This is a genomic window from Pseudomonas sp. EB271-G4-1, assembly GCF_058791355.1.
This window is the reverse complement of sequence record NZ_JBYTEO010000008.1, coordinates 36,720-62,294: the sequence shown is the minus strand read 5'-3', so window position 1 is coordinate 62,294 and position 25,575 is coordinate 36,720. Positions and strand designations below refer to the sequence as shown.

23 protein-coding genes are annotated in these 25,575 nt (G+C 52.4%); 15 read left to right on the top strand and 8 right to left on the bottom strand.

Features of this window, described 5'->3' with window-relative positions:
- The first annotated feature begins 233 nt into the window (after positions 1-233).
- The 5 genes from AC3WWR_RS06210 to AC3WWR_RS06190 all read left to right on the top strand — a co-directional run bounded on the left by AC3WWR_RS06210 (position 234) and on the right by AC3WWR_RS06190 (position 6,858).
- Positions 234-1,520, top strand: a complete 1,287-nt coding sequence (locus tag AC3WWR_RS06210; protein ID WP_020797654.1) for a TolC family protein — start codon at positions 234-236, stop codon at positions 1,518-1,520.
- An 88-nt stretch (positions 1,521-1,608) separates the two neighbouring features.
- Positions 1,609-2,841: an efflux RND transporter periplasmic adaptor subunit gene (locus tag AC3WWR_RS06205; protein ID WP_020797653.1), complete on the top strand. Its 1,233-nt coding sequence runs from the start codon at positions 1,609-1,611 to the stop codon at positions 2,839-2,841.
- Positions 2,842-2,867: 26 nt separating this feature from the next.
- Positions 2,868-6,035 (top strand): CusA/CzcA family heavy metal efflux RND transporter, encoded by a 3,168-nt coding sequence (locus AC3WWR_RS06200; protein WP_020797652.1) that lies wholly within the window; start codon positions 2,868-2,870, stop codon positions 6,033-6,035.
- 141 nt (positions 6,036-6,176) lie between these two features.
- Entirely contained in the window at positions 6,177-6,377 is a 201-nt protein-coding gene (locus AC3WWR_RS06195) for a co-regulatory protein PtrA N-terminal domain-containing protein (protein WP_102669259.1), read from the top strand.
- Between the two features lie 148 nt (positions 6,378-6,525).
- Positions 6,526-6,858 (top strand): DUF2790 domain-containing protein, encoded by a 333-nt coding sequence (locus AC3WWR_RS06190; protein ID WP_042955381.1) that lies wholly within the window; start codon positions 6,526-6,528, stop codon positions 6,856-6,858.
- 376 nt (positions 6,859-7,234) lie between these two features.
- Here AC3WWR_RS06190 and AC3WWR_RS06185 read toward each other — a convergent pair whose 3' ends face one another.
- A complete protein-coding gene (locus AC3WWR_RS06185; RefSeq protein WP_020797650.1) occupies positions 7,235-8,560 on the bottom strand; it encodes an OprD family porin in 1,326 nt (441 codons plus the stop codon).
- Positions 8,561-9,012: 452 nt separating this feature from the next.
- Here AC3WWR_RS06185 and AC3WWR_RS06180 point away from each other — a divergent pair, with 452 nt between their 5' ends.
- Positions 9,013-10,338 (top strand): OprD family outer membrane porin, encoded by a 1,326-nt coding sequence (locus AC3WWR_RS06180; protein ID WP_020797649.1) that lies wholly within the window; start codon positions 9,013-9,015, stop codon positions 10,336-10,338.
- A gap of 285 nt (positions 10,339-10,623) precedes the next feature.
- On the opposite strand, the gene AC3WWR_RS06175 is transcribed toward AC3WWR_RS06180, so the two are convergent.
- From AC3WWR_RS06175 to AC3WWR_RS06160, 4 genes are all read right to left on the bottom strand, one after another.
- Positions 10,624-10,848: a hypothetical protein gene (locus AC3WWR_RS06175; protein WP_146023686.1), complete on the bottom strand. Its 225-nt coding sequence runs from the start codon at positions 10,846-10,848 to the stop codon at positions 10,624-10,626.
- Positions 10,849-11,790: 942 nt separating this feature from the next.
- A complete protein-coding gene (locus tag AC3WWR_RS06170; RefSeq protein WP_020797647.1) occupies positions 11,791-12,408 on the bottom strand; it encodes a 3'-5' exonuclease in 618 nt (205 codons plus the stop codon).
- 139 nt (positions 12,409-12,547) lie between these two features.
- Positions 12,548-12,859, bottom strand: a complete 312-nt coding sequence (locus AC3WWR_RS06165; RefSeq protein WP_042955377.1) for a hypothetical protein — start codon at positions 12,857-12,859, stop codon at positions 12,548-12,550.
- Between the two features lie 293 nt (positions 12,860-13,152).
- Complete coding sequence (locus tag AC3WWR_RS06160; protein WP_020797646.1) at positions 13,153-13,608, bottom strand: VOC family protein; 456 nt, start codon at positions 13,606-13,608, stop codon at positions 13,153-13,155.
- A 567-nt stretch (positions 13,609-14,175) separates the two neighbouring features.
- On the opposite strand from AC3WWR_RS06160, the gene AC3WWR_RS06155 reads away from it, so the two are divergent.
- From AC3WWR_RS06155 to AC3WWR_RS06135, 5 genes are all read left to right on the top strand, one after another.
- Positions 14,176-14,613, top strand: coding sequence for a GIY-YIG nuclease family protein (locus AC3WWR_RS06155; RefSeq protein ID WP_256228286.1), 438 nt, complete (start codon positions 14,176-14,178; stop codon positions 14,611-14,613).
- Between the two features lie 227 nt (positions 14,614-14,840).
- Positions 14,841-15,449, top strand: coding sequence for a hypothetical protein (locus AC3WWR_RS06150; RefSeq protein WP_042955401.1), 609 nt, complete (start codon positions 14,841-14,843; stop codon positions 15,447-15,449).
- A 583-nt stretch (positions 15,450-16,032) separates the two neighbouring features.
- Positions 16,033-16,809 carry a hypothetical protein gene (locus AC3WWR_RS06145; RefSeq protein WP_020797645.1) on the top strand — a complete coding sequence of 259 codons (777 nt, stop codon included), beginning with the start codon at positions 16,033-16,035 and terminating at the stop codon, positions 16,807-16,809.
- A gap of 378 nt (positions 16,810-17,187) precedes the next feature.
- A complete protein-coding gene (locus tag AC3WWR_RS06140; protein WP_146023685.1) occupies positions 17,188-17,841 on the top strand; it encodes a GNAT family protein in 654 nt (217 codons plus the stop codon).
- Positions 17,842-17,959: 118 nt separating this feature from the next.
- A complete protein-coding gene (locus AC3WWR_RS06135) occupies positions 17,960-18,286 on the top strand; it encodes a hypothetical protein (RefSeq protein ID WP_020797643.1) in 327 nt (108 codons plus the stop codon).
- 64 nt (positions 18,287-18,350) lie between these two features.
- Here the strand turns inward: AC3WWR_RS06135 and AC3WWR_RS06130 are convergent, their stop codons facing one another.
- Both AC3WWR_RS06130 and AC3WWR_RS06125 read right to left on the bottom strand, forming a co-directional pair.
- Complete coding sequence (locus AC3WWR_RS06130) at positions 18,351-19,112, bottom strand: Fic family protein (protein ID WP_146023684.1); 762 nt, start codon at positions 19,110-19,112, stop codon at positions 18,351-18,353.
- Positions 19,113-19,271: 159 nt separating this feature from the next.
- On the bottom strand, positions 19,272-19,511 hold the full coding sequence (locus AC3WWR_RS06125; protein ID WP_052024686.1) for a type II toxin-antitoxin system PrlF family antitoxin: 240 nt from the start codon (positions 19,509-19,511) through the stop codon (positions 19,272-19,274).
- A gap of 140 nt (positions 19,512-19,651) precedes the next feature.
- On the opposite strand from AC3WWR_RS06125, the gene AC3WWR_RS06120 reads away from it, so the two are divergent.
- A complete protein-coding gene (locus AC3WWR_RS06120) occupies positions 19,652-20,101 on the top strand; it encodes an antitoxin Xre-like helix-turn-helix domain-containing protein (RefSeq protein ID WP_042955374.1) in 450 nt (149 codons plus the stop codon).
- Positions 20,102-20,256: 155 nt separating this feature from the next.
- Here the strand turns inward: AC3WWR_RS06120 and AC3WWR_RS06115 are convergent, their stop codons facing one another.
- Positions 20,257-21,102: an abortive infection family protein gene (locus AC3WWR_RS06115; RefSeq protein WP_042955373.1), complete on the bottom strand. Its 846-nt coding sequence runs from the start codon at positions 21,100-21,102 to the stop codon at positions 20,257-20,259.
- A 440-nt stretch (positions 21,103-21,542) separates the two neighbouring features.
- Between AC3WWR_RS06115 and AC3WWR_RS06110 the strand changes: the two genes are divergently transcribed.
- The 3 genes from AC3WWR_RS06110 to AC3WWR_RS06100 are packed head-to-tail and all read left to right on the top strand — an operon-like array spanning position 21,543 to position 25,161.
- Positions 21,543-22,712 (top strand): hypothetical protein, encoded by a 1,170-nt coding sequence (locus AC3WWR_RS06110; RefSeq protein ID WP_020797640.1) that lies wholly within the window; start codon positions 21,543-21,545, stop codon positions 22,710-22,712.
- Positions 22,703-23,170 carry a three component ABC system middle component gene (locus tag AC3WWR_RS06105; protein ID WP_042955372.1) on the top strand — a complete coding sequence of 156 codons (468 nt, stop codon included), beginning with the start codon at positions 22,703-22,705 and terminating at the stop codon, positions 23,168-23,170. The genes AC3WWR_RS06110 and AC3WWR_RS06105 overlap by 10 nt, the downstream gene beginning before the upstream one ends.
- A complete protein-coding gene (locus AC3WWR_RS06100) occupies positions 23,167-25,161 on the top strand; it encodes a DUF3732 domain-containing protein (RefSeq protein ID WP_042955371.1) in 1,995 nt (664 codons plus the stop codon). Before AC3WWR_RS06105 ends, AC3WWR_RS06100 begins: the two co-directional genes overlap by 4 nt.
- The last annotated feature ends 414 nt before the right edge of the window (positions 25,162-25,575 follow it).

The following is a 25,575-nucleotide window of genomic DNA, read 5'->3' as shown; positions in this document are numbered from 1 at the left end:
AAATGACAACGCGCATGGTTTTCGAGCTTCGGCAAGTGCTGTTCGGAAGATATTGGTTGGTATTTGTTTCGTCATGTTGCCGACCTTGTGCATCTATTTTTTAACACCTCATATGCTAATGCAAAAAATACAGCCAGATCGGTTGATAACGTATTTGTAATTTTTCAGTCACCTTGCTGATAAGTGGAAAACTCTACCATTTGTGCATAGAAAATATTGGCTTTAAAGGAACTATGAAATTGCGGCGGCATATAAAATTAACTGCACCCTTTAGCATAAAAAAAGCCTTACTGATTGTAGGCTTCAGTTTTATGCTCTCACTGGCAGGCCCCAGTTTTGCCGCAGTTTCGTCTTCGCAGACGCTAACCATCGATCAAGCACTGGAAACGGCTTTTGCCAACAATCCCGATCTGGCTGCAGCACAGTGGGAAATTGGTATCGCTCAAGGAGATCGACAGCAAGCGGGCTTGATTCCTAATCCCGAACTGTCCTGGGAGGCTGAAGATACTCGACGAAATTCACGGACTACGACGGTAATGATCAACCAGCCGATTGAGCTGGGTGGCAAGCGTGGGGCCAGGATAGATGTTGCCAGCCGAGCTCAGGATGCAGCTGGGATTGAATTGGAGCGCAAGCGTAATGTTTTGCGTGCCGATGTCATTCAGGCGTTTTACAACTCATCAACGGCCCAGCAAAGGTTGCTCTTGGCACGTCAATCCCTTGAGCTCGCCGAGCGTGGTTTGCGTGTCGCTCAAGGTCGTATCAAAAGTGGCAAATCTTCACCTGTTGAGGGCACACGAGCTGAAGTCCAGTTGTCGGAGGTGCGCCTAGAGTTGAGACGGGCCGAGCGGGATGAGGCCAGTGCCTATCAGCAGCTCGCTCAGGTAATGGGGGCACCATTGCCTGCGTTCGTGTCTGTGGGGGAAACCGGTCAATCGATGCCAGATGTGCCGAAACTCTCGCTGTTGATTAACCGCATCGGCGAGACCGCAGAGCTACGGTTGGCAAAGCTTCAAATCGACCAGCGAGAAGCATCCCTTAGTTTGGAGAAAGCTCAGCGTATTCCAGACCTCACCGTGAGTGTAGGTAGCCAATACGATGAACGGGAACGGGAGCGGGTCAATGTCGTGGGGCTGTCGATGCCTATACCGTTATTCAACCGTAACCAGGGCAATGTACTGGCAGCTGCTCGCCGTACCGATCAAGCCCGCGACCTTCGCAATGCCAGTGAGTTACGCCTGCGCACAGAAATTCAAACCACTCTGGATCAGTGGATGACGGCAAACACTGAAGTCGCCTCGTTCAATCAGACCATCCTGCCTGCCGCACAAAATGCAGTCGACACCGCTACGCGGGGGTTTGAAATGGGCAAGTTCAATTTCCTGGACGTGCTCGATGCTCAGCGCACCTTGATCAGCGCACGCACTCAATATATCCAGGCCATTGCTGAGGCGACAGACGCCTGGGTGCGCATTGAGCGAATTTTTGGTGATGTCGACCAGCTTTATCGTACCCCTTGAATTTTCAAATAACTTTTTTTCACCGTTGCTCGGTGTTGCAGTGCCACGGTATTTCGTGGCTGCCAACCGAGTTGCGCAGGGAGTCTCCATGGATAAAAAACAAATCCTTGTCACCGCACTGACCCTGACGGTGGGCATAGGAATCGGTTCCCTCTGGATGGGTAGCTCCTCGGCACCGTCCAGTGAGGCTCAGGCGCAAGAAGAACAGGGCCACGACGGTCACGACGAACACGGCAACGAGGGTGCCTCAAAGGAGTCAGCTGAGGGCGAGCATGCCGAAGGCGAGGAGGAAGAAGGTCATCTGACACTGAGCGACGAGCAGATCAACTCGGCTGGTATTCAGTTGGTCGAAGCCAAGGCACAGAGCATCAGCCTTTCATTGCCCTTTCCTGGAGAAATTCGTTTCGACGAAGACCGCACAACGCATGTTGTGCCCCGGGTACCCGGTGTCGTCGAGTCGGTACATGTCAATCTGGGTCAGCAGGTTAAAAAAGGCCAGTTACTGGCCGTCATCGCCAGCCAACAAATTTCTGACCAGCGCAGTGAGCAAGCTGCTGCGCAACGCCGTCTTGAGTTAGCGCGTACCACCTACGAACGTGAGCGCCAGTTATGGCAGGACAAAATCTCCGCCGAACAGGATTTTCTTCAGGCTCGTCAGGCATTACAAGAGGCCGAAATCGCTCTCAGCAATGCTCGCCAAAAAATCAGTGTACTCAGTGGTAGCTCGGTGGCCAGCGGCGGTAATCGGTATGAATTACGTGCGCCATTCGACGGCGTCGTGGTCGAAAAGCATCTGGGTCTCGGTGAGGTCGTCAGTGAAACCACTAACGCGTTTACGCTCTCTGACTTATCACGCGTTTGGGTGACCTTTGGTGTCTCTCCCAAAGATTTGAGCAAGGTAGTGGTTGGTAAGTCTGTCACGGTCAGTGCAACAGAGCTGAACGCCGAAGTCACTGGAACCGTGGCTTACGTCGGAAGCTTGTTGGGTGAGCAGACCCGCACTGCAACAGTCCGGGTGACCTTGACCAACCCAAACGGTGCCTGGCGTCCGGGGTTGTTCGTGACCGTGCTGGTTGAGACCGATACCCGACAGACGAGAATCGCGGTGCCAGAAATCGCCATCCAGACGGTCGAGGACAAACCAACCGTTTTCGTTCGAACCGATGACGGATTTCAGGCGAAGCCGGTGGAGGTGGGTAGCCGTGCGGCGGGTTTGGTCGAAATCACAGGGGGCTTGGAGCCCGGTGTTCAAGTTGCTGCTGCCGGTAGCTTTATTCTGAAATCAGAACTGGGTAAAGCCTCGGCTGAACACGCCCACTGATCCGCCACTTCCACGAGAAGGTTCTCATGTTCGAACGCCTGATCCAATTTGCCATTGAGCAGCGCATTATTGTGCTGCTCGCGGTTTTCCTCATGGCCGGCCTTGGCATAGCCAGCTACCAAAAGCTTCCGATCGACGCCGTACCCGACATTACCAACGTCCAGGTACAGATCAATACTGGCGCCGCAGGTTTCTCGCCACTAGAAACCGAGCAGCGCATCACTTTCCCCATCGAAACCGCGATGGCTGGCTTGCCCGCTCTTGAGCAGACACGTTCCCTCTCACGCTCCGGCCTATCGCAAGTCACGGTGATCTTCAAAGAAGGCACCGACCTCTTCTTTGCCCGGCAATTAGTCAACGAGCGTTTGCAAGTAGCCAAGGAGCAACTTCCCGAGGGTGTGGAAGCGGTCATGGGGCCGATCTCTACCGGTCTGGGTGAGATTTTCCTGTGGACGGTCGAAGCCGAGGAAGGTGCAGTCAAGGAGGATGGCACTCCATATACGCCGACCGACCTGAGGGTGATCCAGGATTGGATCATCAAACCCCAGTTGCGCAATGTTCCGGGAGTCGCAGAAATCAACACCATTGGCGGCTTCGCCAAGGAGTATCAGATTGCTCCCGATCCGAAACGTTTAGCGGCTTACAAACTGACACTGACCGACCTTGTGACAGCGCTGGAGCGGAACAACGCCAACGTCGGTGCTGGCTACATTGAACACAACGGCGAACAACTGCTGATTCGTGCGCCTGGCCAAGTGGCGACTACCGACGACATCGCCAACATTGTGATGGCCAACGTCGATGGCACGCCAATCCGCATAAAAAACGTCGCGACCGTGGATATTGGGCGTGAGTTGCGCACTGGCGCGGCTACCGAAAACGGTCGTGAAGTTGTACTTGGCACGGTCTTCATGCTGATTGGCGAAAACAGTCGAACCGTGTCTCAGGCCGTTGCCGCTAAACTGGAGCAAATCAACCGCTCACTGCCAAAAGGTGTGGTGGCGGTCACCGTCTATGACCGTACCAATTTGGTGGACAAAGCAATTGCCACGGTTAAGAAGAACCTGATTGAAGGTGCGATCCTGGTGATCGCGATTCTGTTTCTGTTCCTTGGCAATATTCGCGCCGCGCTGATCACAGCCATGGTCATTCCACTGGCCATGCTCTTCACCTTCACCGGTATGTTCACCAACAAGGTCAGCGCTAACCTGATGAGTCTAGGGGCGTTGGACTTTGGCATCATCGTCGATGGTGCGGTAGTTATTGTCGAGAACGCCATCCGGCGTCTGGCCCATGCGCAACAACATCATGGGCGAATCCTCACTCGCTCAGAACGCTTTCACGAGGTCTTTGCAGCAGCCAAGGAAGCCCGACGACCGCTGATTTTTGGTCAGTTGATTATCATGGTCGTGTACTTGCCGATTTTTGCACTCACCGGCGTCGAAGGGAAAATGTTCCACCCAATGGCGTTTACCGTCGTGATCGCTTTGTTGGGTGCTATGCTGCTGTCCGTTACTTTTGTTCCTGCGGCGATTGCCATGTTCGTGACTGGCAAGGTTAAGGAAGAAGAGAACGCGGTCATGCGAGGGGCGCGCCGAGTCTATGCCCCCGCGCTTGCCTGGGTCATGGGGCATCGGTCTCTGGCATTCGCCATGGCACTCGGCGTTATCGCTGTGTGCGGTGTCGTCGCCAGTCGAATGGGTAGTGAGTTTGTGCCGAGCCTTAGCGAAGGGGATTTGGCCCTGCAAGCATTGCGTGTACCGGGCACCAGCCTGACACAATCGGTAGAAATGCAGCAGAGTCTCGAAAAACTTGTACTGACAAAGGTGCCTGAAGTTGAACGGATGTTTGCTCGTACAGGTACCGCAGAGATCGCTTCTGATCCAATGCCGCCCAACATCTCTGATAGCTACGTAATGCTCAAGCCCAAGGATCAATGGCCTGATCCCAATAAATCCCGAGAAGCTTTGATAGCCGATATCCAAAAAGCTACGTCCGCTATGCCCGGTAGCAACTATGAGCTTTCCCAGCCCATTCAATTACGTTTTAACGAGTTGATTTCAGGCGTACGTAGTGATGTGGCGGTCAAGGTCTTTGGCGATGACATGGCTGTGCTGAATAGCACCGCTGCCAAAATTGCCTCGTCCATGCAAAAGGTCGATGGTGCTTCCGAAGTCAAAGTTGAGCAGACAACGGGGCTGCCGGTGCTGACCATCAACATCGATCGTGACAAAGCCGCACGTTACGGTTTGAATGTTGGCGACGTACAAGACACCATTGCGGTGGCGGTGGGTGGCCGCCAGGCCGGCACTATGTACGAAGGAGACCGTCGCTTCGATATGGTGGTGCGTTTATCCGACGCCATGCGCAAAGACCTCGAGGAATTGGCCACGCTGCTGATTCCGGTGCCGGCGCTGCTTAACGGCAACGCCGATCAGATCGCTTTCATTGCGCTCTCAGAGGTGGCAACCCTGGATCTGGTGCTGGGGCCGAACCAGGTCAGTCGTGAAAACGGTAAGCGTCTGGTAATTGTGAGCGCCAACGTGCGTGGACGGGATATCGGCTCATTTGTACAGGAAGCCAGCAGCGTCATTGATCAGCAGGTGCAAATCCCGGCCGGCTACTGGATAAACTGGGGTGGGCAGTTCGAGCAACTCCAATCAGCCGCCAAACGCTTACAGATTGTCGTCCCGGTAGCCCTGCTCCTTGTATTCGCCCTACTGTTTATGATGTTCAACAATCTTAAGGATGGCCTTTTGGTATTCACGGGGATTCCCTTTGCGTTAACGGGCGGAGTGATGGCTTTGTGGCTGCGCGATATCCCGCTGTCGATTTCAGCGGGAGTTGGTTTCATCGCGTTATCGGGGGTGGCGGTGCTGAACGGTCTCGTGATGATTGCGTTCATCCGCAATCTTCGAGAGGAGGGATATTCGTTGAGTTCCGCGATCAATGAAGGGGCACTTACACGGTTACGCCCAGTGTTAATGACAGCACTGGTAGCCTCCCTGGGCTTTATTCCCATGGCACTCGCTACTGGAACCGGGGCGGAAGTCCAGCGGCCATTAGCTACCGTTGTGATCGGAGGTATCCTGTCTTCAACTGCGTTGACCCTACTGATACTGCCTGCGCTGTATCACTGGGCACACCGTCGAGATGAGGATGAAGCAGAGGAAGACAAAAAAGCAACCGTATAGCTCTTTGATTTCAAAGCCCACTACGAGTTTCGGTAGTGGGCTTTTTTACGAGAGTTAAATTACGAATATGTAATCTCGACGCCACCGTGGTGATAGGTTCGGATTGATACCCTAATAGCGTTATCTATATGAGGTGTCAGAATGAATTTTACTCAAATATGTGCTCTTGCAGGTGCTTTAGTCTTTTCTTCGGTTGCGTTGGCGGAGGGTGGCGGAGATAGAACCTTCGAAAAAATGATGGCGGCGAATGACTTGGCAATGGAGAAATATTTAGCCAGAGAAGGGAGGAGTGCCCCAGTGGTGTCAAGTGATGCAAAAAATGAGACGGCAAAAGAAATGTAGTGATGCACGTTGGGAAGAACCCGTCTCCAGATTGCTGGTGGCGGGTTTTTTTATGGATAGCTAGCTTACATACTTGTAATTTTCGTGCCACGCCGTCGCAATGTTTAGGTTGATATTCTCGTAACTGTTATTAGATGAGGTACAGAATATGAAATTTATGAGCATCTTCGCTGTAGTCGGAGGTTTAGTTATTTCCTCAAACTTGCTTGCTGAGGGTGGGGGAGATAAAACATTTGAGAAAATGATGGCTGCCAATACTAAAGCTATGGAGCAGTACGCGATCAGCCAGGGAAAGAGCGCTCCTGTGCCGAGGCCATACGAATACGGGATGAAGGTGGATGTGGTGAAGGTGATCAGTGTGGTGCGCCCTGCGAAAGTCTGCGCAGTAGTGCCCGCCGCAATGACTTATGAAGATTCCGAAGGACAGCTCAATACGATCACTTACACGGTCGCTGGAGACTGTCGCAAACGAGGCGGTTAATAGCTGCGTTGCTATCGTACGAATCATTAACGCGCGACCAACTTCGTTATTTAAGGGTGTCGGGCGTTTTTTATTTGCTCAAGTTTCGACAGGCCAAAAAAAGACGTCCCGGAGGACGTCTTAAAAATTCACCTTTTCCAAAGGAGCAAAGGAGCTTCCAAAGGTGAACGGATGTTACAACTGAACAGCATTGAGTTCAGACTTTCACAGACTAGCTACTTGTCTATAGAATCCCAGCCAGATGCGCTAGCTAGAACTCTATCAACTCACGGTAAGTATAAAAAACGCAACCTAACATGAAGGTGATTGAAAAATGACATTTCTGTAACTTTTCGGAGGAGCGGGACGCTCGCAACACGAGTCGCCCCGTTCGATATCACAGGATCGCTAATGGATACTCAACGATCACACGTACTTCATCCAGGTCAGACTCAAACGCGGTTGCACGAGTGTTCATTTGACGCAGGCGGAAAGACATGTCTTTCAAGGAACCTGTCTGAACGACGTATTTTACTTCGATGTCGCGCTCCCAACGTTTCTGTTCAGTCAACGGGTTCCCCTCAGCATCACGTCGCATGTAGGTTGCGTTAGCGTTTGAGTAATCAGCGTCAGTGCCGCGACCGTAGCGTGTCATAAACGTCAAGCCAGGCACGCCATAGGAACTCATGTCGAGGTCGTAACGAACCATCCATGAGCGTTCTTTCGGCGAGTTGAAGTCGCTATACTGGATTGAGTTGTCAAGAAAGATGGAATCCGATTGACGCAGATAGTCGAAGTCGTCGTTACCATTATTTCGTTGGTGAGACAGTGCGACAGAGTGTGCGCCATACTTCACGCCGACTTTAGCACTCCAAATATTGTTGTTGAACTCACCCAGCAGTTTTTTGCCTTCGTCGACGGCTTTGTAGTAGTTCGCACCGCCGAATACGGAGAGTTCATCCGACAGCGAGTAGTTCAATCCCGTGCCGGCATAATATTGATTCCATGCGTCTTTGAGACGGCTGGAATAGAGGCTTACAATCACGTTCTTGTTCAGATTGTAGTCACCGCCAAAGTAACCGACCCACGGCGAGTTAACAGGCCCGGCATAGAATGTCGCGAAGTTATCGCGCATATTGCTGGAAGTTGGCTGGCTCATGGCGTGCAAGCGACCGCCCTGAACGGTCAATCCGTCAATGCTGGTGTTGGTCGCCGTTACACCAGTGAAGCTTTCTGGCAGAAGTCTGGAGTCACCCGCGGCAACAACTGGGTTAGATGGGAATACGTCGCCGACCTTTACTACAGTGTCAAAGGCGCGAACTTTTGCCGCGCCACCAACTTTGGTGTATTCGTCACTAGCCTGCCCTTCACTATTGACGGGGAGTACATCGAACGAACTACGGCCGCCATTACGGCCGTCACCCGTGTCGAGTTTCAACCCTAACATAGCGAACGCGTCGACGCCCACACCCACAGTGCCTTGTGTAAATCCAGACTCAAATTTACTGATAATGGCGTGCGCCCATGCTTCGGAATAACCGTTGCCTGTCGCGCTTGATTGACCGTTGCGATTATCGCGGTTGAAGTAGAAATTTCGGTTGAGCACAGTTAGGCTGCTATCTTCTATAAAGCCCCCAGATTTTTCCTCAGCAAAAACCATGGATGGCCCGGTACTCACAACCACTGCCAACGCGGCCATCGAAAATTTTGTGTTGTTATTCATCCATCACTCCTTAGGTTCGGCAGAACGAGAACGTTCATCGGCTTAATTTTATTTTCTACAGGAAGTGAATTGCCCTCCCATACGGTTGCCGATTTATATCGTGGCAATCTGGAGATAACGGGGACATGATCAGATGATTACAATTTCGTAATGTTCAACCGCTTTTAATTGACTTGCGTAGCATGCACCCAGCCGATACGTGGATGCCGTAGTGGCTTGTCTCGAAAAAAACAAGTTGCCTTTTGACGACCGCCTGCTGTCAGGCAAGGCACCGCGACGAGTCATGGCCGGGCTATGGCGAGGAGTCGCAACGCAGCATGGCGGCGACAGGCAGTCGTCAAGAGGCAACTTATTTGCGAGACAGGACACTGGTGCTAATCGCGCATCAGCGGCCAGGCGGCAATAAGACCCCGGCCTATGAACACAAGAATTAGAAACCACAGGAGCAATACATGTACAAATCCAGCTTGGCGTTTGCCGTGGCCTCCGGGGTATTGGCCCAGCAAGCCGGCGCTGCCGGCTTTATTGAAGACAGTAAAGCCGCGCTCAGTTCCCGAACCATGTATTTTAACGCCGACAACCGTGAAGGCGGTGCTGACCAGCGCGAATCGGCCCAGGGCTTTAAGCTCGATTACGTGTCCGGCTTTACGCCAGGTACCATAGGTTTCGGTTTCGACGCTCAAGCGTTGTGGGGTATTCACCTCGATGGCGGAAAGGGGCACCACCCGGACAGCAACACCTTCTTCCCAAGTGACACCGATGGTTCGGCGGTAGATGAGTGGAGCCGTGTCGGCGGCAACGTCAAGGCACGCATCTCCAAAACTGAAGGTCACCTTGGCAGTGCCCTCGCGCCAAACCTACCGATCCTGATCGCGAACGACGGTCGCCTGCTGCCGCAAACCTTTGATGGTGGCATCGTCACCTCCAAGGAAATCGACAACCTGACCATTACTGCCGGCCAGCTGGAACACGCCTATGGTCGTGCTTCGAGCAACCGCACCGGCCTTGCCGTTTCCGGTGGTACCCAGGACAGCAACCAGTTCCGTTTTGGCGGTGTAGACTGGAAGGTCACCAAAGACCTGACCCTTCAGTACTACTACTCGAACCTGGAAAACTACTACACGCAAAATTTCCTGGGCCTGGTTCACGTCTTCCCCATCGGCACTGACCAATCGTTCAAGACCGACCTGCGCTACTTCGACAGCCGTTCCGATGGTAAGAACGGCCAAGCCGGTTATGCCTTCGACAACAATGGTGGTTTTGCCACGGACACTGGCGAGGTCGCCAACAAGACCTGGAGCGCCATGTTCACCTACACCCTGGTTGGTCACGCGTTCTTGCTGGGCCACCAGCAAGTTGGCGACGATGGAGGTTTTGTCTGGCTTAACCAGGGTAGCGTACGCGACAGTAACAACCGCCCTGAAGGCGCCGGTGGTTCTAGCTTCTACCTTTTCACCGACAGCATGGTCAACCAGTTCGCCCGCGCTGGTGAGAACACCACTTTCGGCCAGTACTCCTATGACTTCGCCCGCCTCGGCGTGCCAGGCTTGAAAGCGTCGATCGCCTATCTGAGCGGCGACGACATCAAGAACAAGAGTGGCAACGGCGATTACTCTGAGTGGGAACGCGACATGCGTGTCGACTACTTATTCCAAACAGGTGTGCTCAAAGGCTTCGGGGCCACTGTGCGTCACGGTACTTACCGTGGCAGCGGTGAAAGCATTGCCGACCAAGACCAGACTCGCCTAATTTTCAACTACACGTATAGTTTCCTGTAATCACGCGTAAAAAAGTGCTCGATGAGACCTTTTTATTGTGAGTTGGTTTTTATCCCGGGCGGCCGCGAAGACTGAGCGCAACACCTCACCCTCCGGTAAGGTGCCGCCCTGTCCTATACAGGGGAGGATGCAGAAAACGGAGATTTTGTACACTAAACCCGTGTGATGGCTGTAAGCAGCAACGTGCATAGGCTGCGTATAGTTTCCCTCATGGTCATGTTGAACAGTATGGCAGGGCTGCAGGGCGAGCGAGTCTCGCCCCCGGACATTTTCTCCGGCAAGCTCCTAACTACGAAACACCCGCTGAAAGATTGAACCAATGCTGTTGCATCGACCGGTTGAATCCCAAGCCGTTAGCTGTCTGTCATGAAGAGTCAATCCGGCGTCATCAGCACCGCAAGCGCCACGCTGTTCGACCCACAGCGTCAACTCCATGTTTACGGCTTCGAGGGCCAATTGGTTCTGATTGATCCTGAGCAGTAGGGAAGGGAGCAGGACTGCGTTCGACATGGTGATTCCTCCGTGGAAGAGCTCAGCGTACCAGTGGGTGAGTTTTAGAAACACAATTCTCGAACCCTTAAACGACTTTAGCCAGCGCCAGTGGCCGGTCGTGCCCCTCATCGGAAACCGATGTTCCATCCTTGCTATGGTGGCTAACAGCCGCTAATAGTTAAGGGGAATTGGAGAGGGCTTGAAGATGATTTCGAGATTTGTTGTTGTCCCTGCAATACCAACAGAAACGGGATCAATGCGTAACGGAGCACGCTTCTACTGCAAGACTGCACCCATAGGTTTCAACATCTATGACAACGAAGAGAAGCTACGACTGACGGCTACCTACCAAGCTCGAGAAGAAGCCGAAAATGAGTGTCAGCGACTGAATCAAGAATGCCTTGAAAACATCCTTTCCGAACGCGAGTCCATGACTGCGCTCTAGGCATTAGCAGTTCTACAAAACATCAGCGCTTGGCGTTCCGACTCGAGTGGATCATAGGCTCAGGGACGCACGACCTACACTATTCTGACGTGGATGCTCTGCATTCAGAATCGAACAGACGGCGTCTGCCTCTCCCCTGATCTTGAACACCCCATGCTTGCTAGCTGAGCCTCCCTCGACGAGATCTACAATCCGATATTGCTTAACGCCATCGTCCAGTCTGGTGGTCTCGATCACCTTGAATCTTGGTTGCATGGTGCGTTCCCTGCTAAAGAATGGTGTTCTAGGAGTACCGGTATGACTCCATAATTCCAACATTTATGCTGGACTGAGCTGCGACAATTTATGACAGGGCGCTGTGATCCTCTGCTTGAGAGCAGAGACCTCTCGGGAGCTGGGAAGGAAGGTTGTGTTCAAATCATTCTGTGTGCGAGTCATAGCATGCCTAGAGCTAAGCTGAGGGGTGACCTAAATGGGAAGTCGCTCCTTCGGCCCAATGGGCTCGGCTGACCTAATCAGCCGAGCATCTCCTTGATGATGGATGCAACGTTCCTAGCATCGTCGATCCCTCGGTGATAGGTACCCAGCCAAACCAAGCCCAACGACTCTACCGTTTGCTTAAGTGATTTCGGTCGATCGTCATATAAGCCGGCATGCCATTTCCTGGCATTGAAATGTGGCAAGCCTTCGAGCAGGGAAGGGCACCCAGCTAAACCAGCATCACGCTCAAGCTGTCTTGCATCATAGTCACCCCATGACACCCAGGCTGCATTTGGATAACACGCAGCGAACGGTCGTAGCTCTTCGCCAACCTCTCGATAGGTTCGGGCACCGTCCACGTCTGCTTGTTGAATGGACGTAAGCTTTCTGCAGAAATCGGTGAGGGTGGGATTGATCAGAGGCCGGACGAATCGCTGGAATTCATCGACGATCTCAAGTGACTCCAAATCAATCATCACCAGGCCAATCTCAATCGTTTCCATCTGATCGGGAACGACTGCGAGCGGCCTTGGCGATTCCGACTCATCAATCTCATCACAGGTTGCCTCAAGGTCTACGCAATAGAGGTAGCGGTATGGCGCGAGGAGGTTTTGGATCGCTTGAAGGTGAAGAAGCTTTGCTTGAATGCTCATGGCATGGATGCCCTAATTTTGATCTGTCCAAGGTTCATCGACACATGCACACAGCCTCATTCTGAAGACATTGGTAAGGGGCGTGTTTCTTTTACTCCGGCGCAGATGCTACAGATCACATCATCACAAGCGTTGGAGATCACCATTCATTCGGTACAGTGGCCGCTGGCTTCAAACCGGGATAATCATCAAGTGCAAGATTAGGCTCTCCTTTCCCCGTCTGCAGACGCTCTGGGTTACGTACTACTCCGGCTTCAGCATCGGCTCGCATCTGATCAAGCTCTTTGTCAAAAGCCTTATCCTGGACTGTGCGTTTACTAACGTAGGGCTTCCGCTCAGGGTCTCGCTGCGCTGCATAAGTCGTTAGCGCGTCCGGATCGTCCAGTAGCTTTTGTTGAACCTGAGATTCGAGCATCGCACGAAGCGAGTCTTTGTCAGGACGGTTTAGCATTTTCATACTCCTTTCGGTCGCCCAGATCCTCCAGCAAATGGTCGGGCAAAATGGGGCAGTGGTAAGAACAGATTCGATCAATAGGTTTTTGGGTGCTGAAGACACGGATGGCTCCGGGCACGCTCTATAGTCGACTATAAAGTCTTTTTGAATCCAGCAGCCAGCGAAGCCAGAGTCCTTTGTTCTGGGAAGCTAAAACGATGATGCCTGTCGTTCCTTCGGGCTTAAGCCCGGCTCGACGTCCTCACGTCATTTGGCCTACCCACGACGCCCAAACCCACTGCTGAATTTTCTTAGGAAAACGCAGACTCGATAAATGCCTCTAGCGCTTTATCTTCCAGTATCTCAATAGAGAAGTGCCCGAATCGTTTGGGCAACCAAATGATGCGTGCCCCAGACGGGGATTGCAGGTTCGCACGAGCCAATGGCTTTCCATTTTCGTCTTCTGGCTGAACACCTGCGGCCATCAATTCGTCATAGGCTTTCTCGATGTCCGGTGTCGAGTAGCAGTGGCGGTAAATCATCCCTTCACCCGACGTATCCAATAGCTCTTTCAGGTTCCCCGCCAACGGCTGTACCAACATGAAGCGCTCTTGGCCCATCAACGCAATCGCGTAGCGCACATGCAGACCACCTCGTTCCCAGACGAGCGTTTTAGAGATCCTGGCGTTAAATATCTGCGCGTAGTAAGCACAGGCTTCGTCGAGATTCTTGACCAGTACATCTACGTGACTGAATTTCAGATCCATTTGCAGTCCTCCTGTTGAAACGGCGTCCATGATAAACACGACATAACGTTTTCCTCGTTGCTTCGCTGATCGAACACGTTTATCCAAAGTCGTAGTGAAATACCAAAGCGACGCTGATAATGTCTTGGCTACGTTCGTCAAACCATTAAGGGATGGAGGCGAAAATAGAAGCCCTGGAGCCGCGAACCTCCGGGGCTTTGTTTTTCTAGCCGGCAATCACGTAGGCAATCAACATATAGCTTCACAGCGGGCTGACGTGACTGGCTCCGACAGCGTGTTTATCGGGCCATAGCTGTAGGCAACAAACTCGACCAGTTCAACCTCTTCGTGTTGTCGCCTTTGATCGTCCCGCGTGTGCCGAGGAAGCCATCTCAATCCTTTTCTGACGCCACGCGGCCTTGCTGGTGAGGCGTCTGGACAAGTCCAACGAGAAAGGCATTGCCGACCATGCCAAGCGGTAGGTCTTGTGGGCGAAGGTGTGGATGTGATTTTTTGCGTTCCAATCATCGCGGCCCATCGTCCAGCTGTGTTTTGATTTAAGCAGTAGAGGCCATTCGGAATATCAACGTGATTGAACGGAGTTTTAGAATTCGATTTTCCGAGATCGAAACCACTGTGCCTACGGCACCAGGGCTTTATGAGATCGTGACTGATGAAGGCGGGCTGCTGAAGGTGGGTATCAGCGGCAACCTGCGCAGACGACTGTCTCAGCACAGGCAATCCCGGCAGTCTCGTCTCAAGCTTAAGGAAGGAGGGGATTGGAGCAACCCGAGTGACGTGATGAGCAAGCAGTCGATACTAGCGAAGCATTTGTTCTTCTATTCACCAGCCACTGGCTTCGATTTGAAAACAGAAGCTGGTAGGCAGGCCTTTCTAGAGCAGCGGTGTCATATCCTGGTGAAAGTAACTTCGACTCGGGAGGAGGCTCGCGAGTTGGAACGGGACATGGAGCAGAGCGCTACATATCGTTTCATGGGTATAACCAACAGTTTCCTGTCGTGCTGACTCCCATCCCTGTTCAGCTTTCAGTTACGCCAAATATGTTTCGCGGGCGGAGGCGACTGCTGGTTCGGGCTTATCTGGCCTGGCTCAGCCAGTAATGAAAACATCGTTAATCTACAGCGGTATTGATCATAATCTGATCTTACGAAAAAAATATTTCTCTTCTACGTTAAAGCCTGCCCTCGACCCGTCCGATTAGATGTTTAAGAACATTAGTGATGGTGACATTTATGAGTGAAGATAGGGCGCAACCAGCAGTGTTTTTTGCAGAACGCGAATTCATCTGTTGGCGTGGACGGGAATATGACGAACTGTATTCGTGCCAGGTATCCAGACAGGGAGATCACTACGTCAGGGTAAATTTAGACATCATGCCTATTAGGTTCGTCGACGCCGTAGCAGAGGATATCGCACGCTGTCTTTACGATGCTGTGCTCATTACCGTAGGAAATCTCGCAGGGTTTGTGCCAACGCCAGCAGATCGCGAATGTATGTTTGAGAGGACATATCGTAAAAGAGTGTCCGGAGAGTGGAGTTACTGCGCCAATGGCAGGTTTAACTGCCACGAGACAGAAGATGAAATCTATGTTGTTGAGCTCGCGATGGAGGAGAGCGACAAAACTGAGCGGGTGAGGGTCTACACGGTTGAGGACGGTGGAGTAGAGCTTGTTTTCGATTTCATGTGCTATTCGTTCAGCATGCACGACGCAGTGTGGCTTTCTAACGCTTTGATGGAGGCCATGGGACGTGAGCCTTTGGATACCTTGGAGACAACAAGTAAAAGTTGCAGGCCGATGGCTGGTTTCTATCCTGCTGAACTCTGTTTGAATGGTAGGTAGTCCGCTAGGATCCTAGCTAGGCAACCCATGCGCTGTTGCGGCTTGACCTGGTGATTACACGGTGTGGTCGATCTGGTTGAAATTCCTGCGCGCACCGCCTGCATACCTAATGGAAGTTAGGAAGGAGATCGAGTGCAATCTAGGCCGGTAAGCTTGATGCATCCTTCAGGATTTGTAGCTCACTGTAGTGGAGAGTGCTTCCGCCATGATGCGTTTGCCGAGTGACATGCCCCTTAGTGCCAAACTTCGCGGCAGTGAGAGGAGAGGTTGTATTCAAAGTGCTCTGCGCTCGAGTCGTCGCTTGAACAACGTTTCGGACGTTATCGATACGTCAATGATATGTCCCTTGCCGCTTTCAAAACACCTTCTCCGAGCACGTCTTTGCATCTCTAGTAGCAGTAACGAAAATATTTCTGATTAAATCATCTTTATTTGCGGTTTCTGCAGCGAGTTGATCTCTCTCGACGAGTCACGGCTAAACGCGGCGAAAGTATGGCAAAACGCGGCGTTTCGGGTTTGCTGTATAGGCACAGTTAAATCCCTCGACTAGTCTCTTGTTTTCAGCCGAGCCAAAGATTTGAGCATGAGCACATTTGAGCGTTACCACGACCTGATCAGCAACCCGAAGGCCTCGTTCTACGGGAATCCCATGTCCAACAAGCTGCTTGTCTCCACGGATGGACGCTTCCAGACCTTTTACGCCCCCTTCGACCATATCAACCGCGACGCCAAGGTCGTGATCTGTGGAATCACCCCCGGCAAACAGCAGGCGCTCAATGCGCTGGAGGAAGCGCGGAAGTCGCTACTCAACGGGGACAGCGTTGAGGTGGCCAAGGAGAAGGCGAAAAAAATTGGCAGCTTTTCAGGTGGTATGCGTCCCAACCTGGTCGCGATGCTCAACCACATTGGACTTGACGATCTGCTGGGGATTACCAACTGCTCAGACTTGTTTGGGGCCTACAGCCATCTTGCCCATTACACCTCGGCATTACGCAACCCTGTCTTCTTCGATGGTGATGACTACGGTGGCAAGCCATCCATGGTCAAGCAGCCAGCCTTGCTGAAGCAGATCGAGCTGACACTGGTCGAGGAGATCCGACAATTGGGCCCGGATTGCCTCTACGTGCCCCTTGGCGACGAGGTGTCGAAGGTGTTCACCCACCTTGAGTCGAAGGGCCTGGTAAACCCAGCTCAGGTGCTGAACGGTCTTCCACACCCATCGAATCGGAGTATTGAGCGAGTGCACTACTTCCTGGGCAAGAAAGAGCGGGCTTTGCTCTCACCGAAAACCGACGCTGACAAGATCGATGCCAATAAGGCGTCCATCCAGGCCAAGATGAAAGCCATGCGCTCGCGGTAACAGCGCAAGTACTGACGCTGATCGCGATTTCAGTCGTTCTCGCAAACCCGCTGGTAGTAAGCGGATTCGATCCCTGCAGATGATGGTCGCACCGGAGATGACCGTCCTAGAGATATGCGTGCCTTGACGCATCCAGTTGGTCATTAACAGAATGGCCGACTGCCACCTAGCTGCTGAATAGGAATGAGTCGTTTGCCATCATCAATCGTCACCCCGCCTATGTCTGAGCTCGACCCTTCGTCTGAGCTCGAGTCAGACCACGTCACATCCGAAGCTCTCTACCCGGATCCGGCCCGAGTCCCTCCATACGTTACCGCTGTAGAAGCCTCTTCCTTCGAGGGTAAACCGTTGGGCCAGGTCGAGGTTGAGATCGTGCCTATGACTGCCGACCACGTTGCCTGGTGGCATGACACGATGCAGCCCATGATCAAAGCGAGTTTTCGCACCGCTGTTGACCGAGCTGCTGATCCTGCAAAAAAGATCCGTGCTGATGTGAATTGGAATTGGAAGACTAATTTCTGGTTGCTGGACGTGCACAACCATGGGCATTTCAGTACACGTAATGCGCACCGAGCTTTTGGTCTCACGATGGTTACACGTAACGCGCTTGGCGAGCGCGTGCCCGTTGGCATGATGACCCTGGTGCCACGCTACCTGTGCAATTCAAACCAGTATGGTTCCAAGACCTATACGTGGTTCATTTCCTCTGCTCCTGAAGGCTTTTACAAGGAGTACTTCGGGGAACTGAAGCTAGAAGGGGTGGGTAAGGTGCTTTTTGACGCGGCCATCATTGCATCATATCGGGCTGGCTTAGATGGTTCGCTGCTCCTGCATGCTTCGCCGGGAGGTGGTAAGGGTTTGACAAGGCTTTACGAGAAATTGGGATTTGAGTCGATCGGCTTCAAGGTCTTGCCAATTACCCTATATCGCTGGCTAAACAGAAAGGGGTACATGCTGCTCAAAGCTGAGGGGGCAGCGAAGATCATCAAGGACAACGACTTGTATCGTCGTAAGGGCTACGTTGCTGACTGAGTGCATGGGCGATACAGAAACCCAGTATCAGATGTGCGGAGGCATTTGATTGATGCCAGACCCCTTTACGTCGGCTAGACCGCACATGCTAGGCTGAAGGAACACGGGAGAAGAATTAATGAACAGCGATGACGGCAGCATGAACCTTTTTGCCAAGGCCGTGAGCATGGTACTGGGGCGGAAATTCGACACTGGCAGTGACCTGGGTCTGGAGGAGCTCCGTGCGTTGGCGCGTGAGCTGGCGGCTAATCCTGATGCGACTGAGACCGAGCGCGTGTTGGAGGTCATGGAAGACCTCGGAGGCGGACATGAACCTGCGCTCAAGGTTACGAAGGGCGTGGCTCCCCTTGTCATTCAGCTGGATATTCCTGAGGCGCAACGGGTTCTGAAGAAAGGCCGGTCTTACGTCAGTAACAAGAAGCCTGATTTGTATCTTGGGATGTAGGCCATAGTCCTTAATGCTGGAGTTCGAGAGGTGCGTTCCCGGAACCCTTATCGGCCATTCGGGCTCAAGCACCTGCTAAATGAAAATCATGAAGTAGATCGAGTGCAAACCAGGCCGGTAAACCAATCTCCAGCCCATGTAGGTTAGATGGCGGGATCACCACTATCCCGAGCTTGAGTAGCCGGTTGAGTTGATCATTCGCTGTTGCACGTGGAAGGCCGGTGAAGGTTACGAATTCGGCGCGGGGTAGTGTGCCTTGGATTAACAGCGCTAGGAGCGCAGGCATCGTGTCTGGGCTGACGCCAGCTTTCGTCAATCGCGAGTCTGTTCTGTACGCATGGGTAACGGACTCACGAAGCTGGTGACGACTCAGAGCGGTTGTCATGTAATTTACTTCGTCATGGCAGACATCAAGCATGAAGTCGATGAAGGCTAGCTGCCTTCCGTCTGTGCGTTTTTGAGCACCCTCGAGTCCATCTTCACCAATGGGCTCATTCATAGCAGTAGCAGACTGGTACTCGCCCAGCCTACGGCCCAAGCCGCGCGAAAGCGACCACAGATGCGGGTGAAGTCCAAGCAGCGCGAAATGCTCGAACGTAAGAGCCCGAGCGAAAGCTCCGATGCCATTACGGGATGTTCGCCTATGGAGAAGCTTGTAGTGCTGACACACGGCCACGACGATGCGTCGACGCAGCTCCGGGATGTCACTGAAGGCGCGCTGATGGTGCTCAAGTACGAATTCACGCTCCAGCGATTCTGGCTCAGAAGGGTTCCCATCAATCAGGCTTGAATAATGGGCGTTGGTGATTTTCAGCAGTTCACTCAAGCATGCAGCTGTCTCTGGTGCGACCAGGCCAGCGAGGAAGGCAGTCTTCCTTACAAGCTCATCTGCTCGAGCCAGTGTCGCTGTAGGAATTGAACTGGGAGTGATGGGGTGGAGCCGGTGCTCAGTCATCTGCGCGAGTATCTGTAAAAGGGCATTGCTTCACTCATCATCCGCCGAAAGCGGAGAGTTGATGTCAACATCCATACCGCCGATCAAAGATTCGAGTCGAGCAATGAACGACGAGTCCAGAGCGATTAGACCCTCAGGGTTGCTCAGAATGTCGTCTTCCAACAGAGTCAGAAAATCACAAATATCCTGGTCATCCTTGAAGGCATCTGCGCGCTCTGATTCATTGCGAGCAAGGTACCTGGTAACAGGTGAGGGCTTTGAGTTGTTCATGGCAGTGACATTATCTACGCTTGAAGCTCTTGTCATGCTCTGGTTTCGTAAGTCGCAAAGTGGTGCCTGCTGCCGAGGGGGATGTCGCTGATTCGGGCCCTCGGCCCGGCTTGTCTGAGGTCTGTCAGAGGGACATTTAGATGCTGTTATCGATCAAGGAATATCAACCTGGCTCGCCCGCCTCTGATTGCATATGGTCTGCTTTAGGACTGCCTTCGCGCGGAACCAGACTGCATGAGCACATACACCAAGGCCTGCCTTTCGAGCACCTAGATAAGATTGCGACCCTACTGCATATGCAGCGAGGAGTGATCTCCAGATCCATTGGCTTGTCGCCCGTAACGTTGGCGCGTAGGGCGAAGACAGGGCGATTTACTACGTTAGAAAGCGACCGCTTGGTTGCACTGATAGCTGTCTTTGTGCAAGGCCTTCTCCTATTCGAAAACGATGCTGTTGCTGTTGCGCAATGGATGAACTCGCCGATTCTTGGGCTTGGATCGAAGCGACCTTTGGAGATGGTGGGGACTAGAGTAGAAACTGATGCCGTGCTCGATCTTATCGGTCGGCTGGAGCAGGGAGTTCTTGTGTGACGTTCCTCAGGCCCGGGCTTAACGCATCTCCTTATGCGCGGCTGCTCACAGACGTAAAAAACAGCGCCAATCCCTTCGGATCTGCGCGCGTGACTGAACCGGCAGACGACTGAGTGTGCGACCAGAGTCGATGCAACGGATCTGTGGCAGTGCGATCAGATTGTCTGGGATCGACCGCTCTTTTCGTCCCACGTCTCCAGAACGAATGCAGCGATGGTATGAGCCGCATGGATCGCCAGCCGAGCATGTCGTGGTTTGAGCTTGTAGGGTCGTTTTCCCGCACCGTGCGCCGAGCTGGCGTGAGTGCGCAGTGCACCAATGCCATGGACAGTCGCCACCACCCCCGTCACGATCTCCTGCAGGTCTCGCTCCTCAAGTATTGATGCGTCTAACCCCAGATCAGCCCTGACGATCTTCCAGACAGCCTGCAGATCCTGCTTGGCGGGCATGATGAGGTGGTCATGCTCTTCGATGTACACCTTGAACACCGATTCGAGGATGTTGCACGCTGCCGACACGGCCTCCCGTGGGCTCGACTCTATGTTCTTGATGGCACGCTCGAATTCAAAGTCGATGGCGCCGATATTGCGGCTCTTGATGAGCTCGGACAGCGTCTTGGTCGCTAGCCCCTCGCCCTTGGTGAGCATTCCTCCTGGGTTGTAGGTGAGTCCGGCACGCTCCAATCCATCCTTGATCCTGTTGATTTTTGCCTTCCGCTCTTTGGCTTGCTGCGGATTTATCCAGAAGCGCCCAGAGGTGTCTTCCTCATCTTCCATATACTTCTCGATAATGCGACCGACGATGGGTAGTGCATCCGCGCCGCATTCCTTGCTGATCCTGCGCAGCCACTCCTGCGCTTTGACGGCCTTGCTACCCTCCGGGGGATCGCCTGGAGCGTTGGCGTACATGAACAAGCTGTCCAAACTGGCATGAGTTTCAAAGGTTGAAACGGAGTCGGCAACTGCAGATATTAAGTATTGAGGAATAGTGTAAGTTTCCATATGTTGTCCTGACATTCCTAATGAGCATGCACTGAGTGTATCAGCGCTTCTTTTGAACTCTGGCTACTCTCTTGGCCTCGCCCATCAGCCAGTGCGCCACGCATTTCTTGTTACCCCTTCGGATACAAGGGATACCTTAAAGATACTCTCCAAATAGCCTTCGGGTATCCAATGGATATCCCTTTGATAGTTCGATGAAATTGGCTCGGCTCAATTGCTTGATAGCCCTTTGCGATCATCGAGTTTGAAGTGCTACCATCCAGTGGATTCAATATGAAAAGCTGTATTTATATACAGTCAAGTGTCGAATTTGGGTAATGTTTTACTGTCTATTCGTACAGTTATTTTCCGCCGCCAAGTGCTGTGGAAAACGCTGATCATCTCGCCATCAGTGCAGTCAACTCATCTGCTCGTGCTCCGAATGCGGTCGTGGAATTTTTATGGATAAATTGCCAGATAAGTTACCGTTTGATGCTACGAAGCTTTTCGAAGCACTCACGTATCAGCTTGTGGTCGCGCTTGAGTACTGCCACAAGCTGAAGAAGGGAAAGCGCTTGTGGGTCGAGGTTTTCGGGGATGTGACTCTGGAAGACGAGGCCCAGGTTGAGGTCAAGCTCTACGCCGATGCTTTGAGGGATGGCCACCAGAACATCTGGAACACCCTCAACAACTGGCTGAACAAGGCGTTTGACCATACGGCGTACGAAAGCCTGATATTGGTGACGAACCAGGAGTACTCGCCAAAGTCGACGCTGACCGATTGGAACAGCTGTGCCGCTGCCAATAAGCTCGCCTTGCTCACTGCGATCTACGACGGTGCCGAGCAGCGGTTTGTCGCTTCCAAGGCGAAAAAGCCTTCAGAGACCTTGGAGCTCTTACGATCCGTGATGGCTCCAGAGCTGAGGGATGATCTGCTTGAGGTGTTGGAGAGGGCGGTGTTCATCACTGGCTCGCCTTCGCTCAAAGAAAGGCTCGATGCTTACGAGCTTGATCATCTGAGGGTGATACGAGAGTCGAAGCGTCAATCCTACATCGATGACATCCTGGGCTTCATTGGCAGCACCCGGTATATCGATACCGGCTGGGAAATCACCTGTGAGGAGTTCACCGCCAAGACTGTTGAGCTGACCAAGCGGTACATGAAACATTCGAGCGTCTTCCCAGAGGTGGATGCTGAAGCGCTGAAGCAGACGATTGTGCTTGATGAGATTGCCAATCGGCCTTTCGTGCAGAAGATCCGCGAGATCGATGGCGAGTCACGCGTCAGGCACGCTGCTCTGCAGCTTTTGATTGCCGGTGAGGTCATTGATGAGCTGTACCAAGACAACCTGGCCTCGGATTTTGATATCAAACGCTATCAGAAAAACCATCTGGATCGTCATCTGGATGGTCGGCTAAGTGCGATGGTCGACTGGATGGACGAGACATGCCCCATCCAGCTGAAGCGTCAGTCACTGAAGTTTTTCTTCAAGCAGCACTCTGCAGAGGTGGTGCAGCTGAATACTTTCGAAGACACCACGACCGATTTCCGAAATGGCATTTATCACATGCTTGCTGACGTGAAGTCCGATGACGAGGAAAGAGAGTTTTACTGGAGGTTATGGCCGTGAGTATGAATGCCGCAGATCATATTTACACGTTGCGCCGAACGCCATTTGCCCTCGCGCCGATAATCCACTCCTTTTACGATCACTGGGATCCGACCGAGAAAGATATCCTACTGAGCTACTTGGTTTTGCCCTTGATCACCTACAAGCCTATCCACAAGTTTCTCCATTACGCGGGGAAAAATAGCTCGATCCGTACCTTGATGCAGGAACCCAGCCGGATTCTCGGTTTGGAGTCGCGGATCGAAGAATACAAGCCGATCACGAATGCTTCCCTACTCATCCTTAACTCGGAGCGGAGCATAAAGATCAATGAGGATATGTCGGTGGCTCCGCAAGGCAAAATCAGAGCGGAAAATGCCGATGCACAGTTGTTGAAGTACGCTCGGAAACTCGCAGTGGTGTTTACGGGTGAAAATGTCGTTTCTGTTTATAGGTCATTGGGGCTGAAATCGCTATGAACTGCTATGTAAGATATATCGGCGTCGTAGACAAGGATAAAAGACTTCACACTGTGGAGTTTTCCCGTGGCCTCAATATCATCACCGGTAAGTCGTCTACCGGGAAAAGCGCTATTCTGGAGATCTTTGACTACTGCTTGGGTAGCAGTGAAGACACTATTCCGGATGGTAAGCTGACTGAGCGTGGCGATACGTTCTTCACCGTTCTGCAGTTCCCGAGTCTGACGCTTGTGCTGGCGCGAGCAGCGGCATCCAAACGTTGCTTCCTACGCGAGGTCACCGGGTCAGAAGGAGAGAATGTCCTAGAACTCATGGGGCATGTTGAGTGTTTCTTTGACGATCGATATTACATCCATAAAGATGCATTCCTAAAGAGTCTCGGAAAGTACTTTGGCGTAACGCTGGAGAACATTGATAAAGACCCGATGTACAAAGAGGTCACGGGTAGCAAGGGTGCCACGCCATCTGTGCGCAGCTTCCCTTCGTTTATGCTTCAACACCAGAACCTGGTCGCGAACAAGCACGCCATTTTTTACCGATTCGATGAGAAGGTTAAACGGGATCAGGCCATCGATCACTTCAAGATATTCATGGGTATCGTGAAGGAAGAGTATTTTGATATCGCCAAGGATCTTACCGAAGCAGCCTATGAGCTTCGTCGGGTTGAGCTGAAAATCCCCAAAGACGAGAAAGTCAGGGAAGAAACAGTTGGGAAGTTCGGCAAGCTTCTCTCGGAGTACCAAGCGCTCGCTGGAGTCCCCCTATTCGAGATGACGGCTGATGAGATTTTCATCAAGCCAAGTCAGGCGCTCAGGCTGATGAACAGCACCCCAGTCTCTGTGGATGGGCTGGCCGATGATTACGAGAAGAGGCTCAACTCGTTGCGTGACCAAAAGGCCAAACACGTTGCCGACCTGCGTTCGGCGATCGGTCGTCTCAATCTACTTGAGCGTTCTGTCGAGCAGGCGAAGGGAATTGGTGTCTCGTATGCCTCGCTGACGATTCCCCGCTCCACTGACCTTGAGCACACGTTCTGCCCGGTGTGCGAGTCACACTCCGATATCCCGGAGGATCAGGCCAACAAGCTGACACAGGCCATCGAGTGGCTGAACACTGAACTGAAGCTTTCGTCGTTTGCGCGGGAGAGCCTGGGGCAGGAGAGTCGCGATCTGAGGAAAGATATCAAGGAATTTCGTCAGAAGCTCAAAGAAGTCCAGACCTCCCTCAAGCCTTTTGAAGAGCAGGAAAAGCGACTGGCCCAGGCCAGCTCGTTGGAGGATGCTCCGAAGAAAACGAAGCTGCTGCTTGAGATCGAAATCGACAGGTTCATCGAGAACCCGCCTTCTGACTTGAAGAAGATGAAGGATCATTGGGAGGCGGAGGTTAAGAAATACCAGGCCCAACTTGATGAGTATGATGTTGATATCGAGCTGGACAGGCTGGCGAGAGACATCAACAAGAAAATGAAAGAGCTTGGTAAGAAATTCCACTTCGAAGAAACGTACAAGACGGGTTCTCTAAAGTTTGACGTAAACAGCTTCGACTTGTGGCATGAGAAAGAAGCCTTCAAAAAGGTATTTCTCAGGTCTATGGGGAGTGGTGCAAACTGGGTTTATTCGCACCTTACTTTGTTCATGGCGCTACATTATCAATTTGCAGCCAGGGCCGATAAGTGCAAGATTCCGCCGATTCTATTCCTTGACCAACCTACACAGGTTTATTTTCCTGCCAAGGACGATGGCAAGACTTTTGTAGCTGATAATTTAAGGCCTGATGACACCAAGGGTGTCGCATTGCACGACGACATCGATGCGGTGTCGAACATGTTTACTCAACTTGCTAAGTTTTGTGATGATACTGCAGAGCAAACTGGTGTGAGGCCGCAGATTATCGTTTGTGATCACGCCGACGGACTCGACCTTGGGGAAGGTTATAACTTCGGTGATTTTGTGAGGCAGCAGTGGCGTACGCGTGGTTTTATCGCTGACTGACTTGCGGCTTTGAAATGTTTGCTCACAAACCGAAGGTTTAGAGGCTTCAGGTACGTAATGCGCAAGTAAATTGCGTGTTATGAAGCCTCTAATACTTTTTGAGATTCATCAGTTTGGTTTGCCTTTAGGAAGAAGCACGAATCCTAGACATCATCAACCTGGTGAGTCGGTGCTCGTTGGCGATCTCGGTCAGCGATGCAGAGATCTTCGAGAGCCAAAAGGCCGACTATGACCAATTCGAGTTCGGCCTGTAGGTTTTGAGGTCTACGATGTGAAAGTGTCCCGCTGGGATCGTACCAGCAGCACGTTCGTGTACGGGCAAGCCCACAACCCCAACTTCGCGGGTGGTGAAAGGCTCAGGTGACCCACTCGATCTTCGTTCGTCGCAAGACCTCGTAACGTTTCCGTTGTACC

What these genes read in the sequence shown, in the direction of transcription:
- AC3WWR_RS06210 (WP_020797654.1), top strand. Translation starts at nt 234, where the DNA reads ATGAAATTGCGGCGGCATATAAAATTAACTGCACCCTTTAGCATAAAA.
- AC3WWR_RS06205 (WP_020797653.1), top strand. Translation starts at nt 1,609, where the DNA reads ATGGATAAAAAACAAATCCTTGTCACCGCACTGACCCTGACGGTGGGC.
- AC3WWR_RS06200 (WP_020797652.1), top strand. Translation starts at nt 2,868, where the DNA reads ATGTTCGAACGCCTGATCCAATTTGCCATTGAGCAGCGCATTATTGTG.
- AC3WWR_RS06195 (WP_102669259.1), top strand. Translation starts at nt 6,177, where the DNA reads ATGAATTTTACTCAAATATGTGCTCTTGCAGGTGCTTTAGTCTTTTCT.
- AC3WWR_RS06190 (WP_042955381.1), top strand. Translation starts at nt 6,526, where the DNA reads ATGAAATTTATGAGCATCTTCGCTGTAGTCGGAGGTTTAGTTATTTCC.
- AC3WWR_RS06185 (WP_020797650.1), bottom strand. Translation starts at nt 8,560, where the DNA reads ATGAATAACAACACAAAATTTTCGATGGCCGCGTTGGCAGTGGTTGTG.
- AC3WWR_RS06180 (WP_020797649.1), top strand. Translation starts at nt 9,013, where the DNA reads ATGTACAAATCCAGCTTGGCGTTTGCCGTGGCCTCCGGGGTATTGGCC.
- AC3WWR_RS06175 (WP_146023686.1), bottom strand. Translation starts at nt 10,848, where the DNA reads ATGTCGAACGCAGTCCTGCTCCCTTCCCTACTGCTCAGGATCAATCAG.
- AC3WWR_RS06170 (WP_020797647.1), bottom strand. Translation starts at nt 12,408, where the DNA reads ATGAGCATTCAAGCAAAGCTTCTTCACCTTCAAGCGATCCAAAACCTC.
- AC3WWR_RS06165 (WP_042955377.1), bottom strand. Translation starts at nt 12,859, where the DNA reads ATGCTAAACCGTCCTGACAAAGACTCGCTTCGTGCGATGCTCGAATCT.
- AC3WWR_RS06160 (WP_020797646.1), bottom strand. Translation starts at nt 13,608, where the DNA reads ATGGATCTGAAATTCAGTCACGTAGATGTACTGGTCAAGAATCTCGAC.
- AC3WWR_RS06150 (WP_042955401.1), top strand. Translation starts at nt 14,841, where the DNA reads ATGAGTGAAGATAGGGCGCAACCAGCAGTGTTTTTTGCAGAACGCGAA.
- AC3WWR_RS06145 (WP_020797645.1), top strand. Translation starts at nt 16,033, where the DNA reads ATGAGCACATTTGAGCGTTACCACGACCTGATCAGCAACCCGAAGGCC.
- AC3WWR_RS06140 (WP_146023685.1), top strand. Translation starts at nt 17,188, where the DNA reads ATGACTGCCGACCACGTTGCCTGGTGGCATGACACGATGCAGCCCATG.
- AC3WWR_RS06135 (WP_020797643.1), top strand. Translation starts at nt 17,960, where the DNA reads ATGAACAGCGATGACGGCAGCATGAACCTTTTTGCCAAGGCCGTGAGC.
- AC3WWR_RS06125 (WP_052024686.1), bottom strand. Translation starts at nt 19,511, where the DNA reads ATGAACAACTCAAAGCCCTCACCTGTTACCAGGTACCTTGCTCGCAAT.
- AC3WWR_RS06120 (WP_042955374.1), top strand. Translation starts at nt 19,652, where the DNA reads ATGCTGTTATCGATCAAGGAATATCAACCTGGCTCGCCCGCCTCTGAT.
- AC3WWR_RS06115 (WP_042955373.1), bottom strand. Translation starts at nt 21,102, where the DNA reads ATGGAAACTTACACTATTCCTCAATACTTAATATCTGCAGTTGCCGAC.
- AC3WWR_RS06110 (WP_020797640.1), top strand. Translation starts at nt 21,543, where the DNA reads ATGGATAAATTGCCAGATAAGTTACCGTTTGATGCTACGAAGCTTTTC.
- AC3WWR_RS06105 (WP_042955372.1), top strand. Translation starts at nt 22,703, where the DNA reads ATGGCCGTGAGTATGAATGCCGCAGATCATATTTACACGTTGCGCCGA.
- AC3WWR_RS06100 (WP_042955371.1), top strand. Translation starts at nt 23,167, where the DNA reads ATGAACTGCTATGTAAGATATATCGGCGTCGTAGACAAGGATAAAAGA.